We start from the raw sequence: 1,388 nt of genomic DNA, 5'->3' as shown, positions 1-1,388 counted from the left end.
TATGAGGAGCTGAAGCGTTATGTAGCGGTTGTCCGTTCTCTGTGTGATGTCGTGCTTGATCAGCCGGAGAACGTGGGCGCGCCCCGCATACAGCCAAGCGTTACGCCAAGTCCTGCCGCTCCGCCATCGACAGACCAGCTGATGATGGAAAAAATGATGGGGAGCGCGGGATTAAACAAATATCGAAAGCAAGAAAAAGAGAAGCAGGAAGAGGATGGAAACGGAGAGTCTTTATTTGATTTTTAAAGAGAGAGGTTGAGCTTACGTGAAATTGGTTCTTGGCGCGCTGCAATGGACAGCGTTTATCATTGTTGCGGCGATTGTTGTTCCGGTGGCGGTTGCCCAGTCGTTTCATCTGGATCACTCAGATTCTGCAAGATTGATTCAAAGCACTTTTTTTGTACTGGGAATTGCCGCCGTCATTCAGTGTTTGAAAGGTCACAGACTGCCGATCAATGAAAGCCCAGCCGGCTTGTGGTGGGGAGTGTATACGATCTACGCAGGGCTGACGGGAACTGTGTTTGCGACATATGGAGACACACTGCGGGGGTTGCAGGGGGCTCTTCTTGTAAGCGCTGTATGTTTCTTTTTGTTAAGTGTTTTCAAGGTCATTGACAGACTTGCAAAATTGTTTACTCCGGTTGTAACGGGCGTCTATTTATTGCTTCTTGTCATGCAGCTGAGTCAGCCCATTATAAAAGGAATTCTCGGAATTGGTTATCGACAGGACGGGGTGGACGGTCTTGTATTTGGCCTGGCGTTTGTTGTGATCGCTGCCGCCTTTATAATGACAAATTCGAACATCATGTTTTTTAAGCAATATTCTATTTTATTAGCCTTGTTCGGCGGATGGGTGCTGTTTGCGGCTGCCGGAGCGGCAAAGCCGATTGAAATGCCGGACCGGCTCTTTCAGCTGCCTTCCCTGTTTCCTTTTGGGACACCGTTATTTAACAGCGGCCTGATCATCACTTCTATTTTTATTACCATCTTGCTGATCGTGAATATGCTGGCGAGCATGAAGGTCGTGGACATCGCCGTGAAAAAATTCAGCAAACAGCCTGATGAAAAGCATCATGAACGCCATGCCGGTTTTGCCGCTTCATTCAGCCATCTGCTTAGCGGTTTGACGGGAGCTATTGCGCCTGTTCCAATTTCGGGAGCCGCAGGTTTTATTGAAACGACCAAAATTCCTTCTAAAAAACCGTTTATGCTCGGCAGTATTCTGGTTATCGTGATCAGCGTGATCCCGTTTTTGATGAATACGTTTGCGAGCCTGCCGTCTCCCGTTGGGTTTGCGGTGAATTTTGTTGTGTTCTCCGCAATGGGCGGTCTGGCCTTTGCCGAATTTGATTCATATGAGAAAGAAGAATCAAAAAGGGTGAGGTCTA

Annotated in this window: 2 protein-coding genes; both read left to right on the top strand. The window is 47.9% G+C overall.

What is annotated here, in order from left to right:
• Positions 1-246 (top strand): YwdI family protein (locus ACWHAR_RS21385; protein ID WP_452087758.1); only part of this gene is annotated, 246 nt, incomplete at its 5' end.
• A 19-nt stretch (positions 247-265) separates the two neighbouring features.
• On the top strand, positions 266-1,388 hold a 1,123-nt coding region (locus tag ACWHAR_RS21380; protein WP_452087757.1), incomplete at its 3' end, for a purine/pyrimidine permease.

It is taken from the genome of Bacillus sp. LR--39 (genome assembly GCF_053613335.1).
Note: the sequence above shows the minus strand (reverse complement) of the source record. Positions and strands in the feature narration are given on the sequence as shown.